The following is a 6,062-nucleotide window of genomic DNA, read 5'->3' on the forward strand; positions in this document are numbered from 1 at the left end:
TCGGGATGCCTCCACGCTATGAGGTCGCCCGCGACCGGACCAGGGTGGAAACCCCCCACCTGCACCCCGGGGCGCACCCCCGGGCATGGAACGACCCCTCGCGCACCTGCCAGAGCCTGCCTGCCCTTGCTGCCGTCAAGCCCTGGGGGAGTTCAGCCGGATGACACCGCACGAGGGGTCGCGAAGGAGTCTATCGGACCGAGGGGCCCCGATGCACACCGCCCGGGCGCAGATCACGGCTCGGCAACGAGACGGCCCGATTCTGCGAAATGCCCGATAGTGCGGCGCGGCTCCGCTAGCGTGGGCCGAGCTCACTCCCTGTGTGCGCGGCCTCACACGACGAGGTCGGGCGGCCGGGACCGCACTTCCCTCTTCCTGGAGATCCCATGAACTTTGCTGACCTCATCGACGGAGCGAACACCCTCGTCTGGTCGCTCCCGCTGGTCGGCCTGCTGCTGCTGGCCGGCCTCTACTTCTCCGTGCGAACGCTGTTCCTGCAGGTCCGCTGCATCCCGGACATGCTCGCGCAGCTGAGGAAGGGTGAGGCCTCGCCCGACGGCACCTCGTCCTTCCAGTCGCTCATGATGTCCCTCGCCGGCCGCGTCGGCATGGGCAACATCGGCGGCGTGGCGACCGCGATCGCCCTCGGCGGCCCCGGCGCGGTGTTCTGGATGTGGCTGATCGCCTTCCTCGGCGCGGCGACCTCCTTCATCGAGTGCACGCTCGGCCAGATCTACAAGGAGAAGGACGTCGACACCGGCGAGTACCGCGGCGGTCCGGCGTACTACATCGAGAAGGCGTACAAGCACACCTCTGCCGGGCCCGCGTTCCTCGTGTACGCGATCGTCTTCGCGATCGTCACCGTGATCGCCATGTGCTTCTTCCTGCCGGGCGTGCAGGCCAACGGCATGGCATCGGCCGTGTACAACGCCTGGAACGTGCCGCACTGGCTGACCGCGGTCACCGTGGTCATCCTGCTGGCCTTCATCATCATCGGCGGCGTGAAGCGCATCGCGCACTTCGCCGTGGTGGTCGTGCCGGTCATGGCGGTCCTGTACATCATCGCCGCGCTCGTCGTGTTCTTCGTGAACTTCGACCAGATCGGCCACGTGTTCGGGACGATCTTCTCCAGCGCCTTCGGCGCCCACGCCGTCTTCGGCGCGATCGTCGGCAAGGCCATCGAGATGGGCGTCAAGCGCGGCCTGTACTCCAACGAGGCCGGCCAGGGCACGGGCCCCCACGCGGCGGCCGCCGCCGAGGTCTCCCACCCCGCCAAGCAGGGCTTCGCCCAGTCGTTCGCGGTCTACATCGACACCCTCTTCGTCTGCACCGCGACGGCGTTCCTCATCATCTCCACGGACATGTACAAGGTGTTCACCCCGGACGAGTCCGCGGTGATCTACCAGGGCGCGATCGACCCGGCGACCGACTACGGGCCCGAGTTCGCGCAGGCCGGATTCGAGACGGTCTTCTCCGGCCTCGGCCCGACCTTCGTGGCGCTGGCGCTGCTGTTCTTCGCCTTCACCACGATCGTCGCGTACTACTACATGGCCGAGGTCAACCTGACCTACCTGGCCCGCTGGATCCCCAACGCCCTGCTGCGCCGCGCTCTGGTGCGCGCCCTCCAGGGCCTGATCCTGTTCGCCGTCGTCTTCGGCGCCGTCGGCACCACCGGCCAGGCCTGGGCGCTCGGCGACATCGGCGTGGGCGCGATGGCCTGGCTCAACGTCGTGGCGATCATCATCCTGCAGGTCCCCGCGCTCAAGGCGTTCAAGGACTACCACGAGCAGAAGAAGCAGGGCCTGGACCCGCAGTTCGATCCCCGCAAGCTCGGCATCAAGAACGCCGACTTCTGGGAGATGCGGGCCGACGGCCTCATCCGCCCCGGCGGCCAGGGCGACATCCAGAGCGTCAAGGACGCCGGCTGAGTCCCCGACCGCACCAGGCAGCACCGCAACGGCCACGGGCCGGGATCCGAGGATCCCGGCCCGTGGCCGTTGCGGTGGGCGGCGCCGCTCAGGACAGGCGGTGCGGCGGGGAGACCGTCCGTGCCGGGTCGGTCTCCGGCAGGTCGCCGAGCACCTCGTCGATGCGGGCCTTCACCGCATCGTCGAGCCGCACGCCGGAGGCCTTGACGTTCTCGGCGATCTGCTCGGGCCGCGAGGCGCCGATGATCGCGCCGGCCACGTTGTCGTTCGACAGCACCCAGGCGACGGCCAACTGGGCGAGGGACAGCCCCGCCTCCTCGGCGATCGGCTTCAGCTCCTGGACGGCGGTGAGGGTCCGATCCTCCAGGAAGCGCTTGATCATGTCCGCGCCGCCCTTCTCGTCGCGGGCGCGGGAGCCCTCGGGGGCCTCCTGCCCGGGAAGGTACTTCCCGGTGAGGATGCCCTGGGCGATCGGCGACCAGACGATCTGGGACACGCCCAGCTCGCGCGAGGTCGGCACGACCCGCTCCTCGATGACCCGCCACAGCATCGAGTACTGCGGCTGGTTCGACACCAGCTGGATGCCGAGGTCGCGGGCCAGCTGGTGGCCCGCCCGGATCTGGTCGGCGTTCCACTCGCTGACGCCGATGTACAGCGCCTTGCCGGCGTGCACCACGTCGGCGAAGGCCTGCATGGTCTCCTCGAGCGGCGTCGCATAGTCGTAGCGGTGCGCCTGGTAGAGGTCGACGTAGTCGGTCTGCAGGCGGCGCAGGGAGCCGTCGATGGACTCGCGGATGTGCTTGCGGGACAGGCCCGTGTCGTTGTGCCCCTTCGGGCCCGTCGGGAAGTAGACCTTCGTGAAGATCTCCAGGCCCTCGCGGCGCTCGCCCTTCAGCGCCTCGCCGAGCACGACCTCCGCCGCGGTGTTGGCGTAGGTGTCTGCCGTGTCGAAGGTCGTGATCCCCGCGTCGAGGGCGGCGCGCACGCACGCGGTGGCGCGCTCGTCCTCGACCTGGGAGGCATGGGTGAGCCAGTTGCCGTAGATGATCTCGCTGATCTTGAGGCCGCTTCGGCCCAGGTGACGGAATTCCATGTGACCCAGCCTACGAGGAACCTCCGTCCGGTGGGAACCTCAGAAGGGCCGGCCCGACGGCGGGAGCACCTCGGTCGAGGTCGGCGAGGGGCGCGTCGCCGGCAGCGGCGTGCCCCACACCGGGCGGCCCTCGGCGTCGAAGGGCAGCACCTGGGCGCAGGCGTGGCGGTTGGGGTCCAGCAGCGGGTCCCCGTCGATCTCGGTGTAGGTGCGGGCGTGGTAGACGAGCACGGCGTCGCCATCGGCCGTGGTGGTGAAGGAGTTGTGGCCCGGCCCGTAGCGCTCGACCGACGGGTCGGAGACGAAGACGGGATCGGGGCTCTTGGTCCAGGAGCGCGGGTCCAGGAGGTCGGCCTCGGCCGAGGCGGTGAGCAGGCCCATCGCATACTGCGGGCCGGTGGCCGCGGCGGAGTAGGTCAGGAACAGGGTGCCGTCGTGCTGCAGCACGGCCGGGCCCTCGTTGACCCAGAACCCGTCCTTCTCCCAGTCGTGCTCCGGTCGCGTCAGCTCGACCGCGGGACCCGAGAGGGTCCACGGGTTCTCCATCGGCGCGATGTAGAGGTTGGAGTTGCCCGCCACCTCGGGGTGCTGCTGCGCCCAGACGAGGTACTGCTGCTCGCCGAGCACGAAGCTCGTCGCATCCAGCGCGAAGGACTCCCAGCCGCTGTCGATCTGGCCGCGCAGGGTCCACTCCCCCGCGAAGGGATCCTCGGCGGTGTTCTCGAGGACGTACATGCGGTGGTGGAAGGTGTGGTGCATCCCCGGCGCATCGGCGCCGACCTCCGCGTTGGGCGCGGCGGCGAAGTAGATGTACCAGGCACCGGCGACGCGGTGGATCTCCGGGGCCCAGATGAGGTGCGAGAGAGGGCCCTCGTCCTCCTTGGTCCAGATGGTGACCTCCTCGGCCGCCTGGAGATCCGCGAGCTGCGTCGCGCGGCGCAGGATGATCCGGTCGTACTGCGGATGCGAGGCGGTGAAGAAGTACTCCTCGCCGTGGCGCAGCACGCAGGGATCGGCGCGCTGCAGGACCAGAGGGTTCATGAGGGGTGCGTCGTTGCCGGCCATGATCATCCTTCGGAGGGCGGGGCGGCCGGGCGGTCCGGCCGGGGGTCTGGATCGGGATGGTGCTGTCCGTGCGCACCGGGCGGGCCCGGCACGTCGGACTCCCCCATGGTAAACGTTGTAAACGGGTTCGTGCCACCGCGGGCCCGGTGCGGTGCGCCACGGGGGCCGATGCGGCGGCGCCCTTCCGGCGCGGGGCGGGACGTTCTAGGGTGAGGATCCCGAGGAAGGACCCGTCATGACCGACTCCTCCATCACCGGCGCTCCGGAGCGATCCGTGCCGCTGCCCGAGCCGACCGAGGCCGATGACGTCCTCGAGCTCGAGCCGACCATCGACGGCGAGGACTTCTCCCGCGTCGCGTTCACGCGGCCCGCGCTCGAGATGCTGCAGCTGCTGATCGAGCGCAACGGCCCGCTCATGTTCCATCAGTCCGGCGGCTGCTGCGACGGCTCGTCGCCGATGTGCTACCCGGAGGGCGATTTCATCACCGGCGACTCCGATGTCCGCATGGGGCACGGGGAGGTGCCGATGCCGGACGGGTCGACGAGCCCGCTGGACTTCTGGATGAGCTCCGAGCAGTTCGCCTACTGGCGGCACACCCATCTGACGATCGATCTGGTGCCCGGTCGCGGCGGCGGCTTCAGCCTGGAGTCCCCGGAGGGCAAGAGGTTCCTGACCCGTTCTCGGATGCTGGAGGGCTGAGCGGCGCCTCCGCCCCTGGGCCGGGGCCGTGACGTCCGTCAGAGCCGCGCCATGCGACCGCGCGCTGGGCGAGCAGGCGCAGCACGGAGAGCACCGGGTCGATCATGACGGTGCCGACGACGACGCGGTGCACCGCGGCGGCCGGGTCTGCCGTCGGCACCGAGGCGACGTCGACCCTCGCGATCTGCTCGACGGCGTCGGCGTAGCGATCCATCGCGGCCTCCCCGATGTCGATGCCTGCGCGTTCGCAGGCGGACCATGCCGCCTCGAGGCGGCCGGGCAGGGGGTCCTGGTCGGGCAGGGCGGGCCATCCGCGGCGGGCGAGCCAGGCCCGGGCTCGGGTGTCGTCGGGGTGCTCGGCGTCGGATTCTGCGAGCAGGGCGTCCTGGGCGGTCGCCATGAGGTCGAGGTGCGCCGGGTCGGGGACGTCGAGGGCGGCGAGGACGCGACGGACCCCGTCGATTCCGAGGCCGCCCTCGTCCAGGAGCGCACGGATGAGTCGCAGGCGTTCGAGGTGGGCCTCGGTGTACTCCGCGGTGGTGCGGGATGTCCGCTCGCCCGCCGGCAGCAGCCCTTCGCGCAGGTAGTACTTGATCGTTCCCACGCTGACGGCCGAGGCCGATGACAGCTCGGAGATCCTCATCGGGCCCCTCCTGGGCGGGCTGGCGGTCACGGTGCGATCCGATCCTGCCATCTTCAGAAGGGCGGGGGTCCGTCGGAGCCGAAGGGGAACGCCGTCCCGCCCGTCGGGCCGGGACCGTGCGGCGGCTTGCGGCGCTGCTGGACGCCCCACGGATCGGCAGGATCGACGGTCGCCCGCGACCCGCGGGTCGAGGCGTCGGTAGCGCGGCTGGGAGCACCATCATTCCTGGGGCGCTCGACGTCGTTGCCTCTCCCGGGGCGCACGTCAGCGCCACCGCCATGCCCTCCGGCCCCATGCCCGGAGTCGTCTTCCCCGGCCTTGCCGTGTCCTCCGCCCCGGTCTCCGGGGTCCTTGACCCCGGGGTCGCTACCTCCAGGGTCCTTGCCTCCGGGATCTCGGCCTCCGGGGTCCTTGCCTCCGGGGTCATCGCCCCCGAGAGTGGGCGGGTCGTCGGGATCGTCGTCCTCGTCCAGGGGGATCGGCCGGCCGAAATGACGGCAGTCCTCACCACAGAGCACACCCTGATGTCCCTGGTAGTGGTCCATCAGATGCTTGACGGTCATCGTGCCGATCAGATCGACATCATCGACCACATCCCGGATCACGTGATGCCCCTCCCTGCTCCCGATCAGC

General features: G+C 70.2%; 6 protein-coding genes and 1 other RNA gene. 3 read left to right on the forward strand and 4 right to left on the reverse strand.

Annotation, left to right across the window (positions count from 1 at the left end):
- Positions 1 to 86: 86 nt before the first annotated feature.
- Positions 87 to 183: signal recognition particle sRNA small type (gene ffs / locus ABD234_RS10275), an RNA gene on the reverse strand.
- Positions 184 to 386: 203 nt separating this feature from the next.
- Here ffs and ABD234_RS10280 point away from each other — a divergent pair.
- The gene (locus tag ABD234_RS10280; protein WP_038373979.1) at positions 387 to 1,928 is read left to right on the forward strand and encodes an alanine/glycine:cation symporter family protein; all 1,542 of its coding nucleotides are present in this window, start codon (positions 387 to 389) and stop codon (positions 1,926 to 1,928) included.
- Positions 1,929 to 2,016: 88 nt separating this feature from the next.
- On the opposite strand, the gene ABD234_RS10285 is transcribed toward ABD234_RS10280, so the two are convergent.
- Complete coding sequence (locus ABD234_RS10285) at positions 2,017 to 3,021, reverse strand: aldo/keto reductase family protein (RefSeq protein WP_344355835.1); 1,005 nt, start codon at positions 3,019 to 3,021, stop codon at positions 2,017 to 2,019.
- Positions 3,022 to 3,060: 39 nt separating this feature from the next.
- Positions 3,061 to 4,086, reverse strand: a complete 1,026-nt coding sequence (locus ABD234_RS10290; protein ID WP_344355837.1) for a glycoside hydrolase family 43 protein — start codon at positions 4,084 to 4,086, stop codon at positions 3,061 to 3,063.
- A gap of 235 nt (positions 4,087 to 4,321) precedes the next feature.
- Here ABD234_RS10290 and ABD234_RS10295 point away from each other — a divergent pair, with 235 nt between their 5' ends.
- Entirely contained in the window at positions 4,322 to 4,786 is a 465-nt protein-coding gene (locus ABD234_RS10295) for a DUF779 domain-containing protein (RefSeq protein WP_344355839.1), read from the forward strand.
- On the opposite strand, the gene ABD234_RS10300 is transcribed toward ABD234_RS10295, so the two are convergent.
- Positions 4,725 to 5,429, reverse strand: coding sequence for a MerR family transcriptional regulator (locus ABD234_RS10300; RefSeq protein ID WP_344355841.1), 705 nt, complete (start codon positions 5,427 to 5,429; stop codon positions 4,725 to 4,727). The two genes, ABD234_RS10295 and ABD234_RS10300, sit on opposite strands and share 62 nt — an antisense overlap.
- A 293-nt stretch (positions 5,430 to 5,722) precedes the next feature.
- On the opposite strand from ABD234_RS10300, the gene ABD234_RS10305 reads away from it, so the two are divergent.
- The coding region (locus tag ABD234_RS10305) for a hypothetical protein (RefSeq protein WP_344355843.1) at positions 5,723 to 6,062 on the forward strand (340 nt) is incomplete at its 3' end.

The sequence above is a fragment of the Brachybacterium phenoliresistens genome, assembly GCF_039530785.1.
GTDB lineage: Bacteria > Actinomycetota > Actinomycetes > Actinomycetales > Dermabacteraceae > Brachybacterium > Brachybacterium phenoliresistens.